Raw genomic sequence first — 23,739 nt, 5'->3', positions numbered from 1 at the left:
GAGAAGAATCTGACATGCCAAAAATCGTTATGTTGATCAAACGGAAACCCGGCCTTAGTCATGCCGAATTCCAGGAATACTATGAGCGTGTGCATGCCCCTCTTGCCAGAAGTGTCCTAGTGCACATGTCCAACTACACGCGCAACTACTTGGCTTCCTTTCCAGGTCAACCCGAACCGCCCTTCGATTGCATCACCGAACTGTGGTTTGCGGATGAGCATGCCTTGAAAGCCTCTCTCGCATTTGGTCGATCATCGGAAGGTGCAGTTCTGGCCGAGGATGAGGTTAATTTCGTGGATAGGGAGCAAACCAAAGTCTTTCTGGCGATCGAAGAAAACCAATAGCCCCAACAATAACAATATTTAGTTCTTTCAGACTGCTGAGGCACATATGAAAATAAATACAGATCGCTTTCTTTCAGTCGCCCAAACAGATGCCGAGTTGCAGTACAAACTCCGTGGGCTGACTGCGCTCATCCGCCTTGCATTGGGAGGGTTCACATTCGAACTCTCAGCGGAAAACGGCGTACTTTCCCTGGCCACAGCTGCGGGAAAGAACGCTGATATCACCATCTCTGGTCCAGATAGTTTCTGGGAGCAAGCTCTGGTCGCCAATCCCCAGGTTGGCTACGAAAGTCTTTCGGTTGGCCAGATGCACGGCGCGGTCATCGAGGGCGACTTCGAGAGGTTTCTCGCGCCTTATCAAGGAGCCTTGCAACGGCTGTTCCTTGTCCTCCGCAAAGCGGTTGCCGGCGACACCCCACGCCAGGAGAGCGAACCGGAACCCTATTGGGAAACGGACTGCGCGGTCGGTCGGTATGTTTTCGTCCAGAACGGCGACACCAAGGCTCGCGTCTATTACGAAGAGGCCGGCGATGGCCCGGTCACCCTGGTGTTGCAGCACACTGCAGGCGCCGACGGCCGCCAGTATCGGCACATGCTGGCGAATCCCGAGCTGCAACGCCGCTTTCGGATGATTGCCTGGGATCTTCCCTCTCACGGCAAGTCTCTTCCGCCGATTGGGTCCCGCTGGTGGGAAGAGGCCTATCGGCCGACCAAGGTCGAACTGCTCGACTGGAGCACGGCCATCGTCAAAACGCTTGGCCTGAACAAGCCGATCTACCTCGGCTGCTCCGTAGGTGGGCAACTCGCCCTGGACCTGGCCGCACATCATGCCGATCACTATCGCGCCTTCGTTGCCTTGAACGGGTGGTACGAGATTCGCTCCAGAGGCCAGTACAACAACGACATCCATCGCAAGCCCACGACTTCGACGGACTTCTTCGCCTCCCGGATTCTGGCGGCCACGGCACCCGAAGCGCCCGAAGCCTCCGCGCAGGAGGTGTACTGGGTGTATCGCTCGAACTTCCCCGGCGTCTATGCGGGCGATAACGACTACTTCATGAATCAGCATGACCTGCGCGAAGACGGTCACCTGATCGACACATCGAAAACGCCGGTGATGGTCGTCACGGGCGAGTTCGACGGCAGTCAGCTGTACCCCAAAAACGGCGGTGCCGCAGTGGCACGGCATATTCCTGGTGTCGAGCACATCGTGCTTTCCGGCCTCGGCCATTTCGCCCCATCGGACGACCCCGTGCGCTTCTGCGAAACCATCATCCCCATCCTTGACCGCCTGGTACAACAAAGCGAGCAATCAGAATGATCAAGTTGATTCTCCTGGTACGACGCAAAGAGTCGTTGAGCTTCGACGAGTTTCGCAGCTACTACGAGTCCACCCATGCCCCTCTGGCTGCCGCCTCCCTACCACGTCTTCGCAAGTACTGCAGGAACTATCTCAAAGCATTCCCGGGACAAGACGCCCCCCTTTTCGATTGCGTTACGGAGTTCTGGTTCGACGATGAGCAGGGACTCTCCGAGACGTTGAAGTTCGCGCACTCCCCGGAAGGCCAGGTCCTTGCCGAGGACGAAGAAAGGTTCATGGATAGGAAGTCCATGCGCACCTACATCGCCGACGAAACACCGACACAGATACAAGGAGAACAGTAATGTCTGACAAAATGACAATCGATTTCGATCACCACGACCCTGCCTATCGCGACAATTGGGCTGAAGAAGCCGAGAAACGTGCCACGCGTTGCCCCGTTGCCTGGTCCGAAGCCCATGGCGGCTACTGGATCCTGAGCAAGCACGAGTATGTCGCCCAGGCTGTCAGTGATCCCGATTCGTTCTCCTCCGCTCACAACGACCCTGAAAAGCCCTGGTCGAAGGGGATCCTGATTCCCGAGCTGCCCTATACCCTGTCGCTCTCGGAATGCGATCCGCCCATCCACCATGCGCGCCGCATGATCGAGGCACCCTACTTCGCCCCCGTTGCGGTCCGGCAGCAGGCGGAGGTCGTCAAACGCCACGTCGAGGAGGCACTGGATCGCGTGATTCATCTGGGCGAGCTGGATTTCGCCCGTGACTTCGCCATGCGTGTAGCGGCCAAGACCACCATGGAGCTGGTTGGTATCGATCCTGAGCGCTGGGAAGAATTCATGCTGGCGGCCCACAAGGCATCGCTACTGCCGACCGATCACCCCGACTATCCGATCAACGAAATCCGCAATGTGCAGACGAAGATGCGGCAAGTGCTCGCGGAGCGAAAGGAAAGTCCGCAGAACGACATCATCAGTGCCCTCGCTACCAAGAAAGCCATGGGTGAACCACTGACCGAGGAAGTGCAGGTCGGCATGCTCTCCGCTGCCATCTTTGGCGGCTTCGGTACCGTGATGTCAGCCACCCTGAGCGTGCTGCTGTGGCTGGAAGACCACCGTGACATCTACCCGCAACTGTTAGAGAGTGACGATCTACTCGATCGCCTGGTGGAGGAGACCCTGCGCCTCAACCCACCGAACCATGGCACCGCCCGCACGGTCGCCCGTGATTTCGAGCTCAATGGACAGCAGCTCAAGCAAGGCGATCGAATCCTGCTGTCGTGGGCCGCCGCCAACCGAGATCCCGAGGTTTTCGAGTGCCCCGCGGAAGTCCGCCTCGATCGACCGAACGGTAAGGATCACTTCGCGTTCGGTGGCGGCGAACACCGTTGCCTCGGCGCCCCGCTGGCTCGTGTGGAGATTCGCCAGATGGTCCGCGCGGTCATCAATCGGATGCCGGATTACAAGATTGATCGGAGCCGGATGACGGTCTACCCGTCCTTCGCCAACACGGCCGGGATATCCAGTCTGCCCGCAACCTTCACCCCAACACCGGCGGAGAGTTGAGCAATATGACCAGTTCCGGCTTGCTGCGAGGTGCAGACCTGTCCGTCAGCGTCTCCCGTATTCGCGCCTCACGGGATCGTGGAGTGCGCTGGATTCTCGACCATATAAGTTCCTCCGGCGAACCTGTCGGCGCCAGCGAACGCAATGGGTGGGCGCGCGTACCCTGGGCGCTCGCTGTTTCTGGCGAGGCCCATGTCGCAGCCCAGGTCGTTGCCTGGGCAGAGCGGACGCAACTCGCGGCGGATGGGGGCTTCGCTCCCGGCGCCGCGCAGGGTACAGGACGATTTCTGGCCTACCCCCTCGCCCATTTTGCGATCGGCGCCTGGTTGACCGAGCGCTTCGACACCGCGACGGCCGCGATGGGGGCATTACGTCGAATTCAAGATCCCGCAACTGGTGGGCTTCCCATTGCCCCGCCAGAGGACAGAAGCACAGACATCCATGATCTGCTCTCTACTGCGCAGGTTGGTCAGGCGGCGGTCATCACAGGACAGGACGATATCGCTGAAGGCGTTTATCGATGGATCACGGACCTGCTCGAGTTGCAGCCGGCGAGCGCGGGCAATCGTTTCTATACCTTCCGCCAGGGAAAGCGTTTGCTCGAAGAGCCGCCGAAGCACCTGGAGTGGCTGGCGATCACCGACTTTGATCAACCCCGCCAAACCTACTACACGCCTGGCATGGCAGCGGTCTTCCTGTCGGCCTATGGGCAGCGCGTCGGATTAAAACAGCCGTTGAAGCTGGCTTCTGATCTGTTGACGAGGAATCTTTCGGGTACGCCAGAGCAATTCGACGATCTGGGGTCGGTTCAACTCTGCAAGTTCGGCTGGGGCGCCGCGGCGATGTCCGCAGTCGACATCAGCCGAGATTGGACTCCGCACCTCATTCGCATGGTCGATTGGTTCGAAGCGCGGCAGGCCCCAGATGGTTCGTGGGCTCCGTCGCTCTTCCTGCAACCGTCGCCCAGTGATATCGATCGCCTGGTCAAGACGGCCGAACACGTGATGGAGGTCAACGCCATTCTGGGAGCCCTGGGGGCGGCCAGTGCAATTCAGGGTCAGCACTGATTGGGGTCTGCACCTAGCGGATTCGCCCATAACTACGCCACGACCGGTTCGTGGCCTTAGTTGTTCGTCCAGGCCTGTCCGAACTGTGGTGAGACCAAGTAGCTCGGCTTTCCAGGGGATACCCGAAGTCATGCGCTCTCACAGCAGGCGAACCTTTTACCGGATGGAAACCTGGTTACCTAGGTATATACTTTACATCCTCGGAGACTGGACAGCATCCCATGACACACGATCCTCGCCACCTCGCAGAGCGCAAAACCATTACATTCAACGATCTGCGAACGCTGCAGGGTGATTTGGCGGGTGTGTCCGACTGGATCACCGTCGACCAGACCATGCTCGATGACTTCGCCCGGGTCACCGGAGACGACGCGTTCATCCACACCGACCCGGCGCGGGCCTCCCACACGCGATTCGGCGGAACCATCGCCCATGGTTTACTTGTCTTGTCGCTCCTGCCCCTGATGATGCGGACGGCCATGCCCGCCATCGCAGACAAGAAGATGGGCGTCAACTATGGGTACGATCGCATTCGCTTCACCGGCACCGTGCCAGTGGATAGCCGGGTACGCGGCAGGTTTTCCTTCGCGGCTATGGCGGAACGCTCTCCGGGTTTTCATTTGCTGACCTACGACGTCACGGTCGAGGTGGAAGGTCGCGATTCCCCTGCCCTGTCGGCCAACTGGTTGCTCGGCATCTGGGTGGCCATCGACGCCTGACCCACTCCTCCTCGAGCAGGACAGGCCTCTCAGCTCAAGCGATAGCGTTGGCGTGCAAAGTGGACGTTTCCGACCCTTGCCCCGCAACGAGCGAAAGCCGCTTCCGGGTGCTCTCCGGGTCTGCCAGGCAGCCACCGATCAGGGCACACAGAATGGTGGCCGCGCCAAAGCCAGTAATCGCCAGCTCGAAGCCTTGAGCCACTTCGTTCCCCTTCCACGCAACCAGGCTTCCGACCAGGTAGGGAGCTACCATGCCGGCAGACGTCTGGAAGGCATTGTTTATGGCCAGCATTGAACCGCGTTGGCCGGATGGTACGAAGTGGGCAGTAATCGCCATGCTGAAGCTCGGGAGAACGTTGACTAGCGCGGTTCCGGCAAACAGCAATGCGAGAATCAGGAGGGTATCGCCATGTGCAAAGCCGATTCCGAGGAACATCAACCCTCCGAGCAGACTGCAGACAAACGGCGGCAGGATCATGGTGCAAAAGGCGCTCCCTCCTCGCTTCATCGCTCGCTGGGATAGCGTTGAAACCGCCAAGCCACCCATCATCGTGAGCACGGTGATGCCCAGCATGAAGTACCCCGCCTGCTGACTTTCAAGGTTCAGTCCTTTCTTCAAGTAAACGACAGTCCAACTGAATCCCAGGGCGGTGGGAACGTAACAAAGAAATCCCAGCAATATCACGCAGACAAACGTGCGGTTCAGTAGCAGTGCCTTGTACGGCAAACGCACGCTGTCATCTGCTATGGGACCATTCGAATCAGAGCCGTACCGCCCCTCCCCACCAAGCATCAACCACAAACCCAGCCAGATGAAGCCAGCGATAGCCAGGCAGAGATAGGCCATGCGCCACCCCAATTGCTCTATCGCAAAGGGCAGGCTCAATGCGCCGACCAAAACCCCGAACATCATCGAGCTGTAGATCAACGACGACGGCAGTACACGCTCTTCCGGCCTGAACCACTTGAAACATGCATGCAGCGTCACTGCCGTTGCGGGTCCGGTTCCGGCGCCAAGGAGCAGACGACTGACAACCAGGAGCGCAAGCCCATCACTGAACGTCACGAGGGCCTGGGCCACCATCCAGACGATTGCCATGGCGACCAGTATCCATCGTGTTGCAATGCGATTCGCCAGAAAGCCGACCAGCACTCCGGAGATCGAATAGAGGAAAAAGAATGAGCTGCCGACGAATCCGAATTGCTCCGGTGACAGTTCAAGTTCATCGATGATCTGCACGCCGGCGAACGCAAAAATGGTCTTGTCCAATGCACTGATGACCATGACGGTCATGAGCAATGCCAGGACGATCAAGCGATTGTTCTTGAGCAAGGACATAGGAGCTACCTGAGTTGCTGGGACTTTTTGTAGGGGTTCGAATTCACACGAGATAGGTCTGCACCAGTCGAGCCCAATAGCTCGCGCCAAAGGGAATCGCCTCATCGTTGAAGTCGTAGCCCGGGTTATGTACGGAGCAGCCACCCTGCCCTCCCGTGCCGTTGCCAATGGCCACGTAACAACCAGGTTTGCGCTCCTGCATCCAGGCGAAGTCCTCGCTCCCCAAACCACCCTTGCTAACAGCCGTGAGGATATTGCCGGTGCCGACCAGCCCCTGGATCACCTGCCGGGCCAGCAAGGTTTCCGCCTCGCTGTTGAAAAGGGTCGGTACGAGCGGCACATGCTCGTACTCGACCTGCATGCCATGGATCTGTGCCACGCCATGCACGACTTCCTCGATTCGTCGCTTCAGCAGCGCGCGTATTTCCGGGGTGGTGGACCGCACACTAAGCTTCAACATGGCATGCGCCGGTATGACGTTCGCAGCTTCACCCGCTCGCAGCGTACCTATCGTGATAACCGCCGTTTCACTGGCCGGAACGTTGCGTGAAATGATGGTTTGCAATGCCAGGACCAGCTCCGCAGCGGCCACCACGGGATCCTTGGTCAGATGGGGCATGGCACCGTGGCCCCCCTCCCCGTTCAAGCGAATGGAAATCTCGTCCGAAGAGGCCCCCATGCGTCCGTTCTGAACCACGAAGTGACCGATCGGCAGGCCAGGAGCATTGTGGAGTGCGTACACGGCATCACAGGGAAACCGGTCGAAAAGGCCGTCGCTCATCATCCTCAATGCGCCACCCAGCGTTTCCTCTGCCGGCTGAAAAATGAGGTTGAGAGTGCCGTTGAATGTCCGCGACTCAGCCAGGTATCGGGCCGCGCAAAGCAGCATGGCCGTGTGTCCGTCGTGCCCACAGGCATGCATCTTCCCAGGCTGCTTGCTTCGATAGGAGCGGTTCCCGTCCTCTTCGATGGGAAGCGCGTCCAGATCGGCCCTTAAACCTATGGAGCGCGCCCCGCTGCCGATCCTGAGCACGCCAACCACGCCGGTTCCACCTACACCGACGTGTACGTCGTAACCCCAATCCCGAAGATAGTCGGCGACCAACTCGCTGGTGGCGCACTCCTCGAAACCCAGTTCAGGGTGTTGATGGATGTGCTGGCGAATCCGCGCGAACTCGTGCTTCGAAGAGACGATCTCGGGTATCAGGTCGGGTTGTTGCGGATCCATCTTCAGCCCCCCAATGGCGACGATTTACGATGCCGTCGAGGATGCCAAAGGTCGCCAGGCGCACGGAAATCCGCTATTCGCATGCCTATACGACTTTGCTATCGCGAAACCTAGTCATCGATGTGCAGGAGGGGGAAGTCCGCCGACGCCGATCGACGCCCGTAGAACTTGTAGATGATGTCTTCCACCAGGGCCCCGGCCTCCGGCGTGAGAACCTCCGGATCACGGCTGATCAGTGTGCAGGTGAATGGCGGAACTGGTTCGGCAATTTGTAGCGCCTCCAGCTTCTCGCTGAGGCTGCCAACGCAGAGGTGGCGTCGAGACCACAGACTCACGGCATCAGTCTGGGCTGCAAGCTCCAGGTACATCACCAGCGAAGAGCAAACCATCACCTTGGCCGGCGGAGCCAGTCCGGCGTCACTGAACATCCTTTCAGCGGGCGAGTCCTCGAAGCGATCGGGGAGAATCCAATCCAGCTCACGTAGTTGCGACAGTTTGCCGAGCTCTCGACGCGGATGTCCTTTGCGCACGGCCAAAGCTGCAGCCTGCTGGTAAAGCTGCTGGCAATGAAAGCCTTCCAGGTTCGAGCAGTCATGCGAGGTCAATGCCAGGTCCAGATGCCCTTCTCGCAGGCCAGCCAGGAGCAGCCGTGGACGCAGCTCCTCTATCTGCAGGGTTACCCCAGGATGCTGCCGCTGGTAGCGTCCGAGCACAGCGACTAGTCGCGAACTGGGTGTCACGGGGGACACGCCGATGCGCAATTGCCCTTCCATGCTGCCTTTCAAGTTCTCGATCTCATCCTTCGCCCGGCGCACCTCCTCCACGATGCGGCGCGCGCGCCCCACAAGGTGCTGCCCGTAGGGAGTGAGGGTGATTCCGCGGTTGGACCGGACCAGAAGCTGAACGCCCAGTTCTGACTCGAGCTCCTTGATGTTGCGGGACAAAGACGGCTGGGACGTGTGCAGATGACGCGAGGCCTCCTGGATGCTTCCGCATTCATGGATGGCCAGAAGAGCACGCAGCTGGTGGATCTTCATCGATGGTCTCGGCGATCCATGCCCCCGATTGCTTTAGCCGGGCTGCAAGCCGTGGCCCTTTGGGCGAACAGCAATGCGGGAGGACAGCATGCGGCGCGCTGCGGGGATGACTGGAAATGGCCGTCTCTCGCCGCCAGACCCCGTTCCCCGCCAAGCGAGATGACGATCATCATCAACCATGCCACAAGAAAGTGGCAGGCCACGCGGAGCCGATGGTAGCGGCCACGCGTGACAAAAACGCCACTCACCCTTCGCAGCGCGATTGGGGCCAGGATTGGCTGAGGCTCCATGGAATGAGAGTCGACGGCAAGGTCGGCCCTCTCATTCGACAAGGATGCGTGGCTAGGCATGGCGGGTCATCACAGGTCAGAGCGCATCCGCTTCACGCGCCCAGCGCGGCAGCGGAAGCCCGACGTCGTGCTGCCAGAGCAGGCGGACCGCATCGCGACGGGTCGGATTGAGCATCGCACGCGCCAGGTCCGCCAGCTCCTTGCCGGAACGCTGGCCACGATTGGCCCAACTACGCAGGCGACGACTGTAGAGCTGTACGTCGTACTCCATGGCGAAGCCGTTGCCACCGAAGACCTGGTGGACGGTGGTGGCCACCAGTCGAGCGGCGTCTACCGCCTTGGCCCGCGCCATGATGGCGAACTCCGCCGACGGCGCACCGTCGCCTCCGACGTCGGCGCCCGAGGTGAAGGCCGCCTTGCGTACCAGCAGCTCGGCGGAGTCCAGCAATACCGCGGCGTTGGCCAGACGATTCGCCACCCCCTGGTAACTGCCGATGATCTTGCCGAACTGTTCGCGTTCACGGGCGTACCCCAACCCGTACTGCAGCAGGGCCTGTCCCGCGCCAGTCATCCGGGCGGCATCGATGAGCGACGCATAGCGACTGATTCGGTCCGCCAACTGGCTATTGCCCAGCTTCTCGCCCGGAGATCTTCCGGCTTGATGCTCAACCAGGATGTCGCCCGCGGTGGTGCGCCTGGGCTGCCCGACGAGCGTCTCGATATAGACGCCATCCGGGCGCTTGACTGCTACTCGACCGATGGACGCCGGAACCGGCCCATCGAACCCGACCGATACACCGGCAATTCCGGTAACCGCGAGCACGGGGATGGTCTCGACATAGTCGGTCGGTGCCAGCGCCCGACCCAGTTCATACGCGATTCGGGCAAAGAGCTCGGGTTCGGCCTGCAGGTCGTCTAGCCCAAAGGCGGACAGCTCCTCGGCCAGGCCCGGCGAGAGCCCGGTACCAGTAGCCTCCGCCTGACGAATCTGCTCGGAACTGCACTGTTTGGCTAGCACCTTGCGCAGGGTATCGCCGATCTCCTCGACCTCTTTGCTCCAACGTTCATCCAGCATGCTCAGTTACTCCTCGGCAGATCGAGTTGGCGGTTGGCGATGATGTTGCGCTGTACCTCACTGGTACCGCCGATGACGGTCAGCACGGTTGCCACGCGCAGTTGCAGTTCAAGATCCGCGGCAAGCACGTCCTCCCCTTCCGGATAGAGCGCCTGGTGACCGAGCAGCTCGCTGGCCCACTCGATGAAGCGCTGGGCAAGTTCGGATCCGTGTACCTTGCTCATCGGACCGGTACCAGAAGTGTCCTCACCTCGGGCGGCCGAGAGGCCGACGCGCAGATAGAGAAGCCGATCGGCTTCCAGGTCCATGATGAATCGGCCAAGCGTAGTGAGATCATTTTCACTCAGCTCGTCCGCTTTCTCCGACAGTCGATGGATGAGTCGGGCGCACAGCAGGCGGGTTTCGGTACCACCGAAACTCATGGCACGCTCTTCATCCAGGTTGCCGGTGATCACACGCCACCCCTGGTTCTCGTCGCCAACCAGATTGGTGGCGGGCACTCGAACGTCGTCGTAGAACACCGCATTCACCCGCCAGCCGCCCATCACCCAGACCGGCTGGATGGTCACCCCGGGCGACTTGAGGTCGACTAGCAGGAGAGACAGGCCACGGTGCCGGGTCTGCTCGGGATCAGTGCGGACCAGCAGGCTGCACCAGGTGGATACATGGGCGGACGAGGTCCACAGCTTGGCGCCGTTCACCACGTAGTGGTCGCCGTCGCGCACGGCACGGGTTTTCAGCGACAACAGGTCACTTCCCGCGCCGGGCTCGGAGAGGCCCTGGCAATACGTCCAGCTGCCGTCGACCACATGGGGCAGATGCTCGGCTATCTGTTCCGCCGAACCACTACGCAGCAGCATGCCGCCGCCCCGCTGATTGGTCGTCAGGCCATAGCCGGGGAACCCCTGGCATTCCAACTCTTCCGCCATGAGGAACTGTTGATCGACTCGAGCCTCCTGCCCATAAGGCTTCGGCCAGGTGAGACCAATCAATCCACGCTCGGCCAGCTGACGCTGAAATGTCATCGAGTAACGCTCGATGTGCAGGCCCTCGATCTCCTCGCGCAGTGCCTTCATCTCAGTCCAGCCGTAGCTGTCGGCCAGCTCCCGCATGCGATCGCGGTACAGGTTCTCCTCTTCGCCAGGGTAGAAATTCATGGCACCTCCGACATGTAGATAAATAAGTTAACCTAGTTAGTATAGGTGCGAGCATCCTGCCTGCCTAGCCTGTCCATGAACAGAGCGTAAGTAGCCGATTGAAGACGCCCGGAGCCCTCTAAGCTGCGAGTTGACAAACTTAGGTATATAAGTTGACTATTAACCACGCAAGCCTCATGGGCGACAACTCCGTGAGGTCAGACCGTGAAGAACCTCGGCGCGAACATGCGGGGCGCCGAGACCCAACAAGAAAGCGAGGAGCAGGCAGCAATGGCCCGAATTACCTTCATTGAACACACCGGCAAGACCATCGAAGTCGATGCAAAGAATGGCGACTCGCTGATGAAAGCCGCACTGGCCAACGGCGTCGAAGGCCTGACCGCAGAATGTGGTGGCTGCCTGAGCTGCGCCACCTGCCACTGCTATGTCGATGATGAATGGACCGATCGCCTTCCCTCTCCGTCCGATGAGGAGCTGGTCATGGTCGAGTGCGCCGTCGATGCCCGGCCCAATAGCCGGCTGTCCTGCCAAGTAGTGGTTTCCGAAGACATGGACGGCCTGGTGATTCACATCCCGGCATCTCAGTACTGATTAGCTAGGAGTTGATGATGTCCAAATCACTCGCAGGCCTGCGCGTACTGGAAATGGGGCGGATCGTCTCCGCCCCCTGGTGCGGCCAGACCCTGGGCGACTTGGGCGCCGACGTGATCAAGGTGGAGCGTCCCGGCGTCGGCGACGACATGCGCAGCTACGGCCCCTCCTATGCCGTGGATGAGAACGGCCAGCAGACCCCCGAGTCCGGTCACTACCTGTGTTCCAACCGCAACAAGCGATCCGTCACCGTGGATATCACCACGCCGGAAGGCCAGGAGATCATCCGCAGGCTGGCGGCCGAGTCCGACGTCCTGATCGAGAACTACAAGGTCGGAGACCTGGCGCGCTACGGCCTGGACTATGACAGCCTGGTGAAGGTCAATCCCGACCTGATCTACTGCTCGATCACCGGTTTCGGCCAAAGCGGCCCTTACGCCAAGCGTCCCGGCTACGACGCGGCGTTCCAGGGCATGAGCGGCATGATGGCGGTCACCGGCGAGCCCGACGGTGGCCCCCAGCGGGTCGGGGTATTCATCATCGATGAAATGACCGGACTCTATGCCACCGTCGCCATTCTCGCCGCGCTGCGCCACCGCGATGCCGGCGGTGGCGGCCAGTACATCGACCTGGCGCTACTCGACGTCGGCATCGCGGCCATGGCGCCGCGCACCATCGAGTGGACCCTGGAGGGCAAGATTCCCGAGCGCCTCGGCACCAAGTCGCCTGGCTCGTGCCCGGCACAGGTGTTCGAGTGCGCCGACGGTTACCTGAACATCCAGGCCGGCGCCGAAGTGCACTACCGCAAGCTGTGCGACGCTCTTGGCCTGGAAGAGCTGAAGGAAGATCCGCGCTTTGCCGTGCGCAAGGACCGGGTCATCAACCAGGACCTGCTGGTGTCGATCCTCGAAGAGAAGATCAAGCAGCGCGGTACCCGGGAACTGTTCGACGACCTGGTCGCCAGGGGCGTGGTGGTCGCACCGATCTACCGCGCCAACGAAGTGGTCGAGGACCCGCAGGTACAGCACCGCGAGCTGTTCTTCGAGGTGCCCCACCCCACTGTGGGCAAGGTGCCGCTGGTGAAGAGCCCGATGCGGCTGTCGAAGACGCCGGTCGACACCTTCGTGGCGCCACCGACCATCGGCCAGCACACGCGGCAAGTACTTGGCCAGGTGCTCGGTTACAGCGAAGAGCAGATCGAGACGCTGTCAGCCAACGGCGCGATCTGAACCGCCCGATGCGGCAGCCCGTCTGGGCTGCCGCAGACCTTATTGCGGCGCGTGCGATTGCGCCCCCACCAGAACCATCACCGCAACGGGATAGCCCCCTACTACAACAATTACCAACCGAGGTATCCAGATGACTTCAGCAGCCCCAGAGAAACAGCTCTACCGAACCTACCCGGAGCTGACAGACCCACCAGCGCACGTACCGCCGGAGCTGGTCTACGACGTGGACATCTTCAACCTGCCGGGTGCGAAGGACAGTCCCCATGCCGCCTGGAAGAAGATCCAGGAGGAGAAACCACGCATCTTCTGGACACCCCGGCATGGCGGCTACTGGATGGTCACCCGCGGCGAGGACATCCTGACGGTGCAAAATGACGCCGTCGGCTTCTCGATGCGCGCGGCCCTGGTGCCGAACAACCCCCGTCCGTTCCCGGCGCCGCCGATGGAAAAGGACCCGCCCGAGCACGCCAAGTGGCGCATCCTGATCTCGCCAGCCTTCTCACCGAAGGTGGTACAGGCGGCCGAGGACATGGTGCGCAAATTCGCCGTCGATCTCATCGAGGGCTTCAAGGACAAGGGCGAATGTGAGTTCGTCTCGGAATTCACTTCGGTTCTGCCGATCGTGGTGTTCCTGACCATGATGGATCTTCCGCTCGAAGACCGTGAACGCCTCCTGCCGCCCGCCAGCGAGATCGCACGGTCGCCGGACCCCACCAAGATCCACCATGCGCGCATGGCGCTGAAGGCCTATATCGAAGATGCCGTCTCCGAGCGCGAGAAGAACCCGCGCGACGACCTGATCACCAAGATCCTCAACTCGAAGGTGGACGGCGAACAGATCCCCCACGACGTGGCCGTTGGCATGCTCACACTGCTGCTGTCCGGCGGACTGGACACGGTGAAGAATCTAATGGGCTTCTGCTGCCTGTCGCTGGCACAGGACCCCGAGCTCCAGCGCCGCCTGCGCGAGGATCCGTCGATCATCCCGAACGCCGCCGAAGAGCTGATCCGCCGCCACGGCGTCTCGCTGACCGCTCGGCTGGTGACCCGAGACATGGACTTCCTTGGCGTGCAACTCAAGGAAGGTGACCAGATCCAGCAGTTCAGCTATCTCTACGGCCTGGACGATGCGACTGTACCCAACCCGATGAAGATCGACTTCGACCGGCCGGCACCGATCCCCCACGCCACGTTCGGCAATGGTCCGCATCGCTGCCCGGGATCGATCCTCGCCAAGAAGGAAATGCTCGTCTGGCTGGAAGAGTGGTTCAAGCGCATGCCCGAGTTCTGGGTCAAGCCCGGCACCGTGCCACAACAGAACTCGAGCATGGTGCTGGTTCTCTCGGAACTGTGGCTGTCCTGGAACCCCCAGTAAGCGTCCGCTGAATGCGTGCCTCCTCTCCCGTCGGGAGAGGAGGCATTTTTTTGCGACGACGCCATCACTCACATTGACGTCTCCTGCTCTGCCCGGCTTCGCCGGGCAGAGTCCTTCGTTCAGAGCGCTTCCACTTTCCAGCTCAGCCAGAGCTGAGACACGTTGTTGACCATACCGGAGCTCTGCTGCGGCACCGTCCCAGGACAGCGATCACGTTGACTGGAAGTTCGCAGTGCTTAGGGACACGCTGGTGCGCGAGGCCGAGCGCCTCCGCACCTGAGTGTTCAGGAAGTCGCCGGGGATGACATCTTCCGGAGTCGAAGCGCAATGCTGCGTCCCATTTGTCCCGGTCGCTCGATCGCTCTGAACGCCTCGACCAGGGTCTCGAGACGTGCTCTCACATCATGGGGAAAGGGTGCCGAGCGCCGAGTCGCCAGATCGACGTTCACGGTGAGGTACTCGATGGTTGCGACCAGGGGCCCGCCCTCCCCCTTGCGCATTTCGTGGTAGTGGTGGAGGCCGCGTTCGTCGTAGCCGACCAGCCAGCTTCTGATCGAGATGGGATCACCCAGGCGCAGCTCGCGCTCATACGAGATGTGCGCCTCCCGCTGGAAGATGGTTAAACCCCGCTGCCGATACGGCGCACCGAAGCCCAATGGACGGAACAGCGCAGGCAATGCCTGTTGAAAGACCAGGTAGTAATTTGCCGCGCCCATGTGACCGTTCAGATCGATGAACTCCTCGCCCACCACCGCCTCCATCGACTCGATGGGCAACACCTTCGGCAGCGGTGGAACCAACACTTGTTCGCTACTCATGCCATCTCCTCATTGAACACGCTCAGTCAACCGGCTCCATTGCGTCTCCGCGGAATTGATGGTACCGGCCACAAAAGATAGCATACTAAGTAATCTAGGTTTACTTTATGCCTGTACAACCGCACCTGCACGCAGAGCGCGGCCCTATCACCTCTCGAGAACAACAAGAGCCAAACCATGACGCAGACGACTTTCGAAGAGCGCCAAGAGCTTCGCCAGGCCCTGAGAACGATCCTTGGCCGTATCTGGCCCACGGCGGACGCAGTGACAAAGAGCGAATCGCCGGACCATCTGATCAATCTCTGGAACGAGCTCTGCGAGAACGGCATTGCCGCAATGCTCTCTCCCCATGAGCTCGCCATGACGGCGAATGAATGCGGTAGGGCCGCCGCTCCCGTTCCGTTGCTGGGAGCGGCGATAGCCGGGATGGTACTGAGCGGCGACGACGCGGATGCCGTCGCGTCGGGCGCCATGCGCGTAGCCGTCGCCTTTGGCGCGTTCGACGGGGACAGCCAGGCAGGGTCCCTGCGCATAGCGGCTGGAGCCGCCAGCGGCTCGCTTTCCGGGATCGAAGATTGGTCCACGGCCACTCACCTGTTGGCATTGACTGACGATGGGCAACAGGCGGCACTGATCGACAAGCAGGCCACCGGCCTTAGTGCGGAAACCACGCCAGGCTTCTCAGTGCCTGCGCTGGTTCGTGTGACACTGAATGGTGTTACCTGTCGCACCATTCCACTTAGCCCCGCCTCCGCTGAGTCGGCGGTAATGCTCGCCCGCCTGATGCTCTGCGCGCGCGCCAGTGGTGCCGCTCGCCGGGGCCTGGAGCTGGCCGTTGACTACGCGAAGCTACGTGAACAGTTCGGTCAGCCCATCGGGCGCTTTCAGGCAATCCAGCACAAACTGGCAGACTGTGCGGTAACCCTGGATGTCTGCGAGCTAATGACGGAGAACAGTGCAAGCGCTCTCGAGGCAGGCGAAGGAACCTTCGAGACAGCCGCCCTCCTCGCCCTGGCCAGCCCCGGACTTCGTAAAGTTGCATTGGAGCTGCATCACGCGTTTGGCGCCATCGGTTATGCAGAGGAGCATGAACTACCGCGGCACTTCCGCCGTATCCACGCCGATATGCTTCGCCTCGGGGGCGCCCCGGCAGCCCGCCTACGCCTTGGAAAGCATCTGCTGGATGACAGGCATCTGCCGCCGCTGCAAAGCAACCCCGACACTGAACGCTTGCGCGGAGACGTTCGCGCGTGGCTGGGGCAACACTGGAATACCGAAGCACGTGAGGCTGCTCATCGGCGCCCGTTTGCCGAGCGCGATTCGGATCCCGCCTTCATCCAAGAATTGGGCAAGCAAGGTTGGCTCACTGTGAACTGGCCTAAGTCCCACGGCGGACTGGGGCTTTCGCCGCTGGAACAACTGGCATTCGTCGAGGAGATACATGGTTCTGGAGCGCCGGTAGCTCTATCCCAGGCAGGCAGTTGGCTGATTGCTCCGGCCTTGATCAAATTCGGTTCCCAGTACCTCCAGGACCAATTCCTTCCGCTGATCGCCAGCGGCGAGGCGCGTTTCTGCCTCGGATACAGCGAGCCGCAAGCAGGATCTGACCTCGCCTCATTGCGTACACGTGCGGTTAGGGATGGAGACGAGTACGTGATCACTGGCCAGAAGCTCTGGACGACCCTGGCTGAAACGGCCACCCATGTGTTTCTCGCCGCCCGCACCGATCCCGACGCAAAACCCAAGCATGCGGGTATCAGCCTGTTCATCGTGCCGAGCGACGCTCCGGGGGTTGATATCAATCCCGGCATGGCCCTCTACGGTCGGACGTTCTCGACGGTGTTCTATGATGAAGTCCGGGTGCCGGCGAGCAACCTGGTGGGTGAACTCAATGGTGGCTGGGAAGTGCTCACGTCGGCCCTGTCGTCGGAGCGTGTGCTCATGGGCGGCAGCGTCGCACGCCTAAAAGGCCTTCTGGAAAGCATCTCCGGCGCGTTGCGGGATCGAAGTGGCGACCCCATTGTCCTGGATCGCCTGGGTGCATTGGCCGCTGACCTGCAAGCCGCACGGTTACTAGCAATGCGTTCCGTTCAGCTGTTGCAGAAAGGGGTTCCGGCTCTGCTGGAAGGCGCCATCAGCAAGTTGTTCACTGGAGACTTCGCCGAACGCCTGGGGGAAACCGCCCTGGAACTGTTCGGTATCAGCGCGACCCTTTCGGAGGAAAGCTCGGTGGCTCCCATCGCCGGCGCCATCGAACAGCATGTGCGCGCCTCCATCATGGCGGTCATCGGCGGCGGCACCGCGGAGATTCAGCGTACGCTGATTGCCCAGCGCGGCCTCGGTCTTCCACGCTGATGGTCAGCCTGGGAGCGGCGCCTTGCTGCTCCCAGGCTCTGGTTCAGCGGCCAGTCCAGACCGGTTTCCGACGCTCGAGGAAGGCGCGCGTACCCTCCTTGGCATCGGCGCTTTCACGTACGATCCTGCCGGCTTCGCGCATCGCCGCGAATAGCTCCGTTTCATCCGGTTCACCCGCGAGCTTGGCCACCCTCAGGCTCTGCTGAACGGCGATAGGTGCTCCCTCAGCAATCTGCGCGGCCATCCTCAGAGCTTCGACCTCGGCTTCGCCTGCAGCCGCCAGGCGGTTCACCAACCCCAGTTCGTAGGCACGCTTCGAGGAAATCGAGTCACCGATCACGAGCATTTCATAAGCTATTGCCGGCGGTATGCGGCGGGGCAGACGGAATACCCCACCAGCACCGGCATAGATGCCGCGTTTGACCTCGGGCAGACCGAAGCTGGCGCGCTCACTGGCGACCAGCAGGTCGCAGGCAAGGCAGATTTCCAAACCACCGCCAAAGGCCGGAGCATCGACTGCGACGATCCAGGGCTTGGTGCGACGCGCCTCGATGATACCGGCGAACCCGCCCTCCTCGGTCAACAAGGCTGCATGGTTGCCCGCCGCTACTTCTGCTAGGTCCGCGCCCGCACAGAAGCATTGGTCCCCCGTCGAAGACAACACCACCGCACGGATCTGCGGGTCCTCCTCCGCCGTCTTGACGGCCTGCCCAATTCCCTGGGCGATAGCGCCATTGATGGCGTTGCGCTTTTCCGGCCGGTTGATCTTCACCAGCAGCACGTGCTCCCCCACTCGCGAAACCTGCAGAACCTCGTCCATCGACCACCTCCTGTTCTCGACACGCGATATGGCTTGCCAGCCCTTCGCTATATCACTATGGTTTAATAAGTGCATGTAGTTAACTACGTTAGATAGGAGGTTGCAATGTCAAATCACGCACAAGCCGATCGAAGCCGTCGGCACTACATTGGCGGCGAATTCGTGGCCTCCACCGGCGCCGAAGCGATCGAGGTCGTCGATCCGGCCAATGGAGAACGAATCGGCGAGGTGGCGGCGGGTACTTCTGAAGACATCAACCTGGCAGTCCAGGCGGCGCGTGACTGCTTCGACTCTCGCTCTTGGCGTCAACTGAGCGCCCACGACCGGGCCAACACCATCTGGACCTTCGCAGATCGAATTGCCGCCCATAGCGACGAACTCGCAGAGCTGGAAGTCCGTGATAACGGCATGCCCCTGATGTTCGCCAAAGCAACGGTTTCCAGCCTGGTGAATGGCATGCGCTATTACGCGGGTATGGTTACCAAGCTCCATGGCCAGACCGCCGAGATCTCTGGAAATGGCCGGGAAATGCATGCCTACACCCAATCGGAACCCGTGGGAGTGGTGGGTTCCATCACGCCGTGGAATGCCCCGCTGGGCGTGCTCATCAACAAGATCGCCCCAGCCATCGCCGCGGGCTGCAGCATCGTCTGCAAGCCGGCGGAACAGACCCCGCTGTCTGCAGTGCGCCTGGGTGAGCTGCTGGACGAGTGGAAGTTGTTCCCGAAGGGGCTGATCAACATCGTCAACGGCTATGGCCACGTAGCCGGCCAGGCGATGTCCGATCACCCTGATATCGACAAGCTGACGTTCACCGGTTCGACCGCCGTGGGCAAGAAGCTGGTGCACGCATCGGCCGACAGCAACCTCAAGCGCGTCACGCTCGAGCTGGGCGGCAAGTCCCCCTTGTTCATTTTCGACGATGCCGACCTGGACAAAGCCATTACCGGCGCGGCCATGGCCATCTTCGCCAACAGCGGCCAGGTCTGCTTTGCCGGCTCTCGCCTGTACATCCAGCGCAATATCTTCGACAAGGTGATCGAAGGCGTTGCCAAAGTGGGGGCCGCAATGCGCCTGGGTAGTGGCATGGATCCTCAGACCCAGATGGGCCCGCTGGTCTCTGCCCAGCAAATGGCGCGCGTCCTGTCCTACGTGGAAAGTGGCATCGGTGAAGGCGCCGAGCTGGTTTGCGGCGGCCAGCGCCATGGCGACAAGGGCTTCTTCGTCACCCCCACCGTATTTGCCAACCGCGATCGCAAGGCCATCCGCATCGCCGAGGAAGAAATCTTCGGCCCGGTGGTGACCGCGATGCCCTTCGACGGACTCGAAGAGCTCGAAGCACTCGCCAATGCAACGCCCTATGGCCTGGGCTCAGGCATCTACACCAGCAACGTCTCGACCGCCCACCGCGCCGCCAAGCTGATTCGTGCCGGCAATGTCTGGATCAATTGCTACGGCATTCTCGACAAAGCCATGCCCTTCGGTGGCTTCAAACAGTCGGGATGGGGCCGCGAGTCCGGCTTCGAAGGTATCGCCCCGTTCCTCGAGACGAAGTCCGTTTACACGATGCTCTGACGCCGGATGGCCGCTAGCTCTCCTGCTGGCGGTCGCCTTTGCGCATGTACAAGACGCCCCACTCCCTCAACAACAAGAAGGAATGCCAGGATGATTGATCCGCAGCGCATACCCGTGATCGTCGGCATCGGTGAATGCATCGATCGCGACAACCTCCACGAACCCCGTGTACTACTGGCCGAAGCAGCAAGACTCGCGGGAGCCGAAGCGCCTGGACTACTGCAACAGGTCGACTCGATCGACGTCGTGGCGATCATGAGCTGCCAGTACGACAAGATCGGACAGCTGCTGGCGAATGATCTTGGAATCGCGCCTGCGCGTGCTGAAGAAAGCGTTGCCGGCGGGGAGAAACCTGTCCGCCTGCTCGGTGAAGTGGCAGAACGAATCGCCGCCGGCACTTCTCAGGTTGCCCTCGTGTGCGGCGCGGAAGCCATGCGCACGCGTGCACGGGCCGCCCAGGATGGTATGCCTCTGAATTGGGGCCCCGTGGACCCGAATGCCAGGCAACTGACCGCCCTTGACTTCGTGACAGCACACGCCGCGCGTTATGGCCTGGTGCAACCCACTCAGGTCTACCCACTGTACGAGAACGCCACCCGTCATGCCTGGGGCCAGACCCTTGAACAGGCCCAGCGGGAGTCGGCACAGATCTGGAGCCAGAACGCGGACGCGGCCTCCGGCAACTCGGCCGCCTGGCTCGGCAAACCTCATAGCGCCGACCAGATCATGGAAAACAGCGACAGCAACCGCATGATCGCCTATCCGTATCGCAAGCTGATGGTCGCCAACCCTCTGGTGAACCAGGCGGGCGCGATACTGGTGACCAGTCTTGAACGGGCGCGGGCTGCTGGAATCGCACCTAACCAGATCATCTACATCTGGAGCGGTGCCCGAGCCAATGAGCCACAGGACTTCCTGGTACGCGATCGCTTCGATCACAGCACGGCTCAGGATGCGGTGCTGAATAGCACCTTGGCGCAATCCGAGCTGGAGCCGTCCGAGATTGACCTGGTGGAGTTTTACAGTTGCTTCCCAACCGTACCGAAAATGGCCCGACGTACGCTCGGTTTTCCTTTGGAAAAGCGACTGAGTCTGGCCGGAGGCCTGACTTTCTTTGGTGGTCCGGCGAACAACTACATGACCCATGCACTGGCCGCAGCCGTTCGCGAACTGCGGGATCGTGAAGGTCAGAGAGCTCTGATTTATGGCCAAGGCGAATTCGTGACCAAGCACGCCGCCATCGTGCTCGCCAATACGCCACCGAAACAAGCGCCACAGATGCTTAATGTGCAGGCGGATGCGGACGCTGCGGCAGGACCGCAACCGCGCTTGTTGGAGAGCTATCAGGGTGCCGCCACAATCGAGAGTTTCACCATCGTCTACGATCGTAACGGGACTCCATCCCAGGCACCGGTGGTGGCGCGTACGCCCAATGGAGAGCGGGTCGTAGCTTTGGTACGGGGCGACGATGACGCAGCAATCAATGTGCTGCTGGACCAGGACCCTATCGGTCGCGGCGGCCACGTTACGGTCGAAGAAAAGGGACTTCTACGGTTTCACTTCTGAGCCGGACTAAAAGAATCGCAGATGCGTGCCCATTGATGGGGCGCTCAATCGCGTGCCCACCCAGAAGGCACATGTAAAAACAAAGGCCAGGAACGAAATCCATCGTTCCTGGCCTTTACATTGGAACGAGCGACACTCCCCTCCTGTCGACTACCTCATTCCAAGTGGGAAATCGACGTGCTTCAGCTTCTAATCGCCGGACCTGCAGTCAGTCCACCGTCGCAGACGAACTCGGAGCCGGTGCTATAGCGACTGGCATCGCTCGCCAGGAACAGCGCCAGCTCAGCCACCTCCTCCGGTAGCGCGACCCGCCCCAAAGGCGTGCTCTTGCCAGCGTTCGCCGCCATGTCCCCCAGCATGGGAGTCGCCACGGCGGAGGGATGGATTGAGTTGACGCGGATGTTGAAGGGAGCGAATTCTATCGCCGCCACTTTGGTCATGCCGCGCACGGCCCACTTGGTTGCAGAGTAACCGATGGTCCTCGGCGTCCCGGTCAGACCCGCGGCCGATGACAGGTTCACGATGCTGCCGCCACCCACCGCCCGCAGTGGCTCCAGCACGGCCTGCATGCCCAGGAAAACCCCCAACTGATTGATCTGGACCATGCGCATGTAGCGCTCAAGGGTTTCATCCTCGAGTGCCGCGACCGTGAAGATTCCCGCTGAATTAACCAGGACATCCAGCCGACCGAACGTCTTCATGGTGCTCGCAACCGCCCGGGACCATGCATCAGGCTCGCTCACATCCAGAGGAAGCAGCAGGCGGCCCCGTTCGTGGCGCTCTTCGCTGAAGGCTATGTCCGCCGCTGCGACCTTCGCGCCTCGGGCCTCGAACAATGCGGCGATGGCAGCACCGATACCCCGTGCGCCGCCGGTGATCAAGGCGACTTTGCCGGCCAGTTCGAATGTTTCTTTCTTTTCGTGCATGACGCACTCCTTGACCAGGTCAGGCCGAACGGGCGAAGCCGGGTGAAATCACCCGGCTTGCCCAGAGGGTATGCACTGCCACTTAACCGGCGTAGCGAATGGCGAACACCGAGCCGTCGGGATACTTGAAGTTGCCCGAGGAATAGCTGTGGCCCATGTTGGTCACGATCATTCGGTCTCCGGCAAAACCGATCAGGTTCTGGCCCGCCTGGATGTTGGACGCGAACACATGTTCCTTGCCTTCCGCATCGCGATGGATGATCGAGGTGGTATAGGGCAGCGCCGCGCTGGAGTCGCCCTCGGCCCAGTGCACGGAGGACATGAAGCCTGCATATTCGGGACGGAACGCCTCGCCTGCCAGCGGCCCAAAGCCCTTCGGCGCGCGCAGTGTTGCGCCGCCTTGCAAAGCCGCAATCGGCTGCGGATGGATGGTGCCATCGGCGATACGGTAGTGGGCGGTGCGGAACTCATGGGTCTGCTCGCCGCCGAAATTGGTGCTCCATTTGCCTTCGAGCACCAGCATGTTCTCCTCGCCCACCACCTGCGGGTCAGCGTAGAAGAGACGGTATGGCATGACGGGGCCCGGGCCCTTCTCGCCGTCCATCACCAGCCAGGGGCTAACGGAGCCGTCCGGCCTTACGGCATAGATAGTGCTGTTGTGCATCGAGAAGATCAGCAGCAGCCCCTCCTCCGGCGTGCCTTTGCGACCGAACACTCCCGGCAGCAATGCCCCCGATATCTGTTCCTTTCCGGAGCGCGGTGCGATGGCGAAGGGATAGGGAATGCTCTCGCCCGGAGCCAGGCAATAAATCATGTGATCCATCACAGCGCCGCGGCGATGGGGCACGACTTGGCTGCAGAAGAAGATGTGATTGCCCCAGTCGCCCCAATCGGCCGGAGCGATGATCGGGCGGAACACGCCTGCCTGCCGACCCACTCCCGGCGCCATCAGTGTTTCCCACTGATTATCGGCATGCAGGCGGTAAAGGCCGCCATGGCCCATCGACCAGTCGGTTTCCGACTGGGGTTGGCCGCCGATTTCCGATATGAGAATGGAGCCGTCGGGCTGGCCCCAAGCGCAGTCCTCGCGCCAATCCCAGAACACCTGCGGGTCATAGAGGAACTCGCCACCGGTGACGATGGGCTCTACAACATAGCGCGGGTCATGGACCTCCACCTTGAAGCGAGTCAATTCACGCAATTGGTCGGAAGTGAAACGAGCGTTGCTCATGTCCGTACATCCTCTTCTTGTAGTAGACACGAACGTTAGCCAACTACGTAATCGACGTCAACTTATATACCCATGTTGTTGCTTGTGTGCCCAGGATTCCCGGCAGCGCCAAGAA

Annotated in this window: 21 protein-coding genes; 12 read left to right on the top strand and 9 right to left on the bottom strand. The window is 61.0% G+C overall.

Going from position 1 to position 23,739, the window contains the following annotated elements; all coding sequences use genetic code 11:
- Positions 1-14: 14 nt before the first annotated feature.
- From AAHM40_RS10745 to AAHM40_RS10720, 6 genes are all read left to right on the top strand, one after another.
- Positions 15-344: an EthD domain-containing protein gene (locus tag AAHM40_RS10745; protein ID WP_342244627.1), complete on the top strand. Its 330-nt coding sequence runs from the start codon at positions 15-17 to the stop codon at positions 342-344.
- A 46-nt stretch (positions 345-390) separates the two neighbouring features.
- On the top strand, positions 391-1,665 hold the full coding sequence (locus tag AAHM40_RS10740; protein WP_342244626.1) for an alpha/beta fold hydrolase: 1,275 nt from the start codon (positions 391-393) through the stop codon (positions 1,663-1,665).
- Positions 1,662-2,009 (top strand): EthD domain-containing protein, encoded by a 348-nt coding sequence (locus AAHM40_RS10735; protein ID WP_342244625.1) that lies wholly within the window; start codon positions 1,662-1,664, stop codon positions 2,007-2,009. Before AAHM40_RS10740 ends, AAHM40_RS10735 begins: the two co-directional genes overlap by 4 nt.
- Positions 2,009-3,226, top strand: a complete 1,218-nt coding sequence (locus tag AAHM40_RS10730; protein ID WP_342244624.1) for a cytochrome P450 — start codon at positions 2,009-2,011, stop codon at positions 3,224-3,226. The genes AAHM40_RS10735 and AAHM40_RS10730 overlap by 1 nt, the downstream gene beginning before the upstream one ends.
- Before the next feature lie 83 nt (positions 3,227-3,309).
- Positions 3,310-4,293 carry a hypothetical protein gene (locus tag AAHM40_RS10725; RefSeq protein WP_342244623.1) on the top strand — a complete coding sequence of 328 codons (984 nt, stop codon included), beginning with the start codon at positions 3,310-3,312 and terminating at the stop codon, positions 4,291-4,293.
- Between the two features lie 221 nt (positions 4,294-4,514).
- The gene (locus AAHM40_RS10720; protein WP_342244622.1) at positions 4,515-5,012 is read left to right on the top strand and encodes a MaoC family dehydratase; all 498 of its coding nucleotides are present in this window, start codon (positions 4,515-4,517) and stop codon (positions 5,010-5,012) included.
- 34 nt (positions 5,013-5,046) lie between these two features.
- Here AAHM40_RS10720 and AAHM40_RS10715 read toward each other — a convergent pair whose 3' ends face one another.
- The 5 genes from AAHM40_RS10715 to AAHM40_RS10695 all read right to left on the bottom strand — a co-directional run bounded on the left by AAHM40_RS10715 (position 5,047) and on the right by AAHM40_RS10695 (position 11,138).
- Positions 5,047-6,351: an MFS transporter gene (locus AAHM40_RS10715; RefSeq protein ID WP_342244621.1), complete on the bottom strand. Its 1,305-nt coding sequence runs from the start codon at positions 6,349-6,351 to the stop codon at positions 5,047-5,049.
- A 43-nt stretch (positions 6,352-6,394) separates the two neighbouring features.
- Positions 6,395-7,579, bottom strand: coding sequence for a M20 aminoacylase family protein (locus tag AAHM40_RS10710; protein WP_342244620.1), 1,185 nt, complete (start codon positions 7,577-7,579; stop codon positions 6,395-6,397).
- 110 nt (positions 7,580-7,689) lie between these two features.
- Positions 7,690-8,616: a LysR family transcriptional regulator gene (locus tag AAHM40_RS10705; protein WP_342244619.1), complete on the bottom strand. Its 927-nt coding sequence runs from the start codon at positions 8,614-8,616 to the stop codon at positions 7,690-7,692.
- Between the two features lie 366 nt (positions 8,617-8,982).
- A complete protein-coding gene (locus AAHM40_RS10700) occupies positions 8,983-9,981 on the bottom strand; it encodes an acyl-CoA dehydrogenase family protein (RefSeq protein WP_342244618.1) in 999 nt (332 codons plus the stop codon).
- Between the two features lie 2 nt (positions 9,982-9,983).
- The gene (locus AAHM40_RS10695; protein WP_342244617.1) at positions 9,984-11,138 is read right to left on the bottom strand and encodes an acyl-CoA dehydrogenase family protein; all 1,155 of its coding nucleotides are present in this window, start codon (positions 11,136-11,138) and stop codon (positions 9,984-9,986) included.
- A 204-nt stretch (positions 11,139-11,342) separates the two neighbouring features.
- Between AAHM40_RS10695 and AAHM40_RS10690 the strand changes: the two genes are divergently transcribed.
- The 3 genes from AAHM40_RS10690 (at position 11,343) to AAHM40_RS10680 (ending at position 14,333) form a co-directional block, all read left to right on the top strand.
- Complete coding sequence (locus tag AAHM40_RS10690) at positions 11,343-11,729, top strand: 2Fe-2S iron-sulfur cluster-binding protein (protein ID WP_342244616.1); 387 nt, start codon at positions 11,343-11,345, stop codon at positions 11,727-11,729.
- A 17-nt stretch (positions 11,730-11,746) separates the two neighbouring features.
- Positions 11,747-12,958, top strand: coding sequence for a CaiB/BaiF CoA transferase family protein (locus AAHM40_RS10685; RefSeq protein ID WP_342244615.1), 1,212 nt, complete (start codon positions 11,747-11,749; stop codon positions 12,956-12,958).
- A gap of 130 nt (positions 12,959-13,088) precedes the next feature.
- Positions 13,089-14,333, top strand: a complete 1,245-nt coding sequence (locus tag AAHM40_RS10680) for a cytochrome P450 (protein ID WP_342244614.1) — start codon at positions 13,089-13,091, stop codon at positions 14,331-14,333.
- Positions 14,334-14,617: 284 nt separating this feature from the next.
- On the opposite strand, the gene AAHM40_RS10675 is transcribed toward AAHM40_RS10680, so the two are convergent.
- Complete coding sequence (locus AAHM40_RS10675; RefSeq protein ID WP_342244613.1) at positions 14,618-15,151, bottom strand: thioesterase family protein; 534 nt, start codon at positions 15,149-15,151, stop codon at positions 14,618-14,620.
- Positions 15,152-15,328: 177 nt separating this feature from the next.
- Here AAHM40_RS10675 and AAHM40_RS10670 point away from each other — a divergent pair, with 177 nt between their 5' ends.
- Entirely contained in the window at positions 15,329-17,506 is a 2,178-nt protein-coding gene (locus AAHM40_RS10670) for an acyl-CoA dehydrogenase (protein WP_342244612.1), read from the top strand.
- 43 nt (positions 17,507-17,549) lie between these two features.
- On the opposite strand, the gene AAHM40_RS10665 is transcribed toward AAHM40_RS10670, so the two are convergent.
- A complete protein-coding gene (locus tag AAHM40_RS10665) occupies positions 17,550-18,326 on the bottom strand; it encodes an enoyl-CoA hydratase-related protein (RefSeq protein WP_342244611.1) in 777 nt (258 codons plus the stop codon).
- 105 nt (positions 18,327-18,431) lie between these two features.
- On the opposite strand from AAHM40_RS10665, the gene AAHM40_RS10660 reads away from it, so the two are divergent.
- Together AAHM40_RS10660 and AAHM40_RS10655 are read left to right on the top strand one after the other, a co-directional pair.
- Entirely contained in the window at positions 18,432-19,901 is a 1,470-nt protein-coding gene (locus AAHM40_RS10660) for an aldehyde dehydrogenase family protein (RefSeq protein ID WP_342244610.1), read from the top strand.
- Between the two features lie 90 nt (positions 19,902-19,991).
- Entirely contained in the window at positions 19,992-21,467 is a 1,476-nt protein-coding gene (locus AAHM40_RS10655) for a hypothetical protein (RefSeq protein ID WP_342244609.1), read from the top strand.
- A gap of 182 nt (positions 21,468-21,649) precedes the next feature.
- Here the strand turns inward: AAHM40_RS10655 and AAHM40_RS10650 are convergent, their stop codons facing one another.
- Together AAHM40_RS10650 and AAHM40_RS10645 are read right to left on the bottom strand one after the other, a co-directional pair.
- Positions 21,650-22,393, bottom strand: coding sequence for an SDR family oxidoreductase (locus tag AAHM40_RS10650; RefSeq protein ID WP_342244608.1), 744 nt, complete (start codon positions 22,391-22,393; stop codon positions 21,650-21,652).
- 82 nt (positions 22,394-22,475) lie between these two features.
- The gene (locus AAHM40_RS10645; protein WP_342244607.1) at positions 22,476-23,624 is read right to left on the bottom strand and encodes a hypothetical protein; all 1,149 of its coding nucleotides are present in this window, start codon (positions 23,622-23,624) and stop codon (positions 22,476-22,478) included.
- Positions 23,625-23,739 lie beyond the last annotated feature (115 nt).

This window comes from Pseudomonas sp. OTU5201, assembly GCF_038440135.1.
GTDB classification, from domain to species: Bacteria; Pseudomonadota; Gammaproteobacteria; order Pseudomonadales; family Pseudomonadaceae; genus Metapseudomonas; species Metapseudomonas resinovorans.
This window is presented reverse-complemented; position numbering and strand designations above follow the sequence as displayed.

Excerpts from the sequence above, each read along its gene's own strand:
- AAHM40_RS10670 (WP_342244612.1), top strand. The coding sequence starts at position 15,329 with ATGACGCAGACGACTTTCGAAGAGCGCCAAGAGCTTCGCCAGGCCCTG.
- AAHM40_RS10655 (WP_342244609.1), top strand. The coding sequence starts at position 19,992 with ATGATTGATCCGCAGCGCATACCCGTGATCGTCGGCATCGGTGAATGC.
- AAHM40_RS10740 (WP_342244626.1), top strand. The coding sequence starts at position 391 with ATGAAAATAAATACAGATCGCTTTCTTTCAGTCGCCCAAACAGATGCC.
- AAHM40_RS10720 (WP_342244622.1), top strand. The coding sequence starts at position 4,515 with ATGACACACGATCCTCGCCACCTCGCAGAGCGCAAAACCATTACATTC.
- AAHM40_RS10695 (WP_342244617.1), bottom strand. The coding sequence starts at position 11,138 with ATGAATTTCTACCCTGGCGAAGAGGAGAACCTGTACCGCGATCGCATG.
- AAHM40_RS10665 (WP_342244611.1), bottom strand. The coding sequence starts at position 18,326 with ATGGACGAGGTTCTGCAGGTTTCGCGAGTGGGGGAGCACGTGCTGCTG.
- AAHM40_RS10675 (WP_342244613.1), bottom strand. The coding sequence starts at position 15,151 with ATGAGTAGCGAACAAGTGTTGGTTCCACCGCTGCCGAAGGTGTTGCCC.
- AAHM40_RS10745 (WP_342244627.1), top strand. The coding sequence starts at position 15 with ATGCCAAAAATCGTTATGTTGATCAAACGGAAACCCGGCCTTAGTCAT.
- AAHM40_RS10685 (WP_342244615.1), top strand. The coding sequence starts at position 11,747 with ATGTCCAAATCACTCGCAGGCCTGCGCGTACTGGAAATGGGGCGGATC.
- AAHM40_RS10650 (WP_342244608.1), bottom strand. The coding sequence starts at position 22,393 with ATGCACGAAAAGAAAGAAACATTCGAACTGGCCGGCAAAGTCGCCTTG.
- AAHM40_RS10715 (WP_342244621.1), bottom strand. The coding sequence starts at position 6,351 with ATGTCCTTGCTCAAGAACAATCGCTTGATCGTCCTGGCATTGCTCATG.
- AAHM40_RS10735 (WP_342244625.1), top strand. The coding sequence starts at position 1,662 with ATGATCAAGTTGATTCTCCTGGTACGACGCAAAGAGTCGTTGAGCTTC.
- AAHM40_RS10680 (WP_342244614.1), top strand. The coding sequence starts at position 13,089 with ATGACTTCAGCAGCCCCAGAGAAACAGCTCTACCGAACCTACCCGGAG.
- AAHM40_RS10660 (WP_342244610.1), top strand. The coding sequence starts at position 18,432 with ATGTCAAATCACGCACAAGCCGATCGAAGCCGTCGGCACTACATTGGC.
- AAHM40_RS10705 (WP_342244619.1), bottom strand. The coding sequence starts at position 8,616 with ATGAAGATCCACCAGCTGCGTGCTCTTCTGGCCATCCATGAATGCGGA.
- AAHM40_RS10730 (WP_342244624.1), top strand. The coding sequence starts at position 2,009 with ATGTCTGACAAAATGACAATCGATTTCGATCACCACGACCCTGCCTAT.
- AAHM40_RS10645 (WP_342244607.1), bottom strand. The coding sequence starts at position 23,624 with ATGAGCAACGCTCGTTTCACTTCCGACCAATTGCGTGAATTGACTCGC.
- AAHM40_RS10710 (WP_342244620.1), bottom strand. The coding sequence starts at position 7,579 with ATGGATCCGCAACAACCCGACCTGATACCCGAGATCGTCTCTTCGAAG.
- AAHM40_RS10700 (WP_342244618.1), bottom strand. The coding sequence starts at position 9,981 with ATGCTGGATGAACGTTGGAGCAAAGAGGTCGAGGAGATCGGCGATACC.